Here is a 241-nt window from a genome sequence, read left to right as displayed (position 1 = left end):
AAGCGACCGATGGTCCGTCGCGATGGAGCCCTCGTGCCGGTTTCCTGGGAAGAAGCTGGGGACTACCTGCAGCGGCGCCTGTCTGCGGGCGAGGGAAAGGCTGCAGGCGGGCTGGCCTCGCCGCGCCTTCCCAACGAGATGCTCTACCGGTTTCAGAACATGATGCGGACTGTATTCCGGACCAACAACTTAGACTGCTCTTCGCACTGGTCCACGCCGTTAGATCCGCTCCTCCCCTCCC

1 protein-coding gene is annotated in these 241 nt (G+C 63.5%); it reads left to right on the top strand.

The features are described from left to right. Nucleotides 1–241 (top strand): molybdopterin-dependent oxidoreductase (locus tag ACPYOJ_RS36470; protein ID WP_481420552.1); only part of this gene is annotated, 241 nt, incomplete at both ends.

Source organism: Rhizobium sp. SVR5-9E (assembly GCF_056755095.1).
The sequence above is the reverse complement of the archived record's forward strand: the minus strand, read 5'-3'. Positions and strand labels throughout refer to the sequence as shown.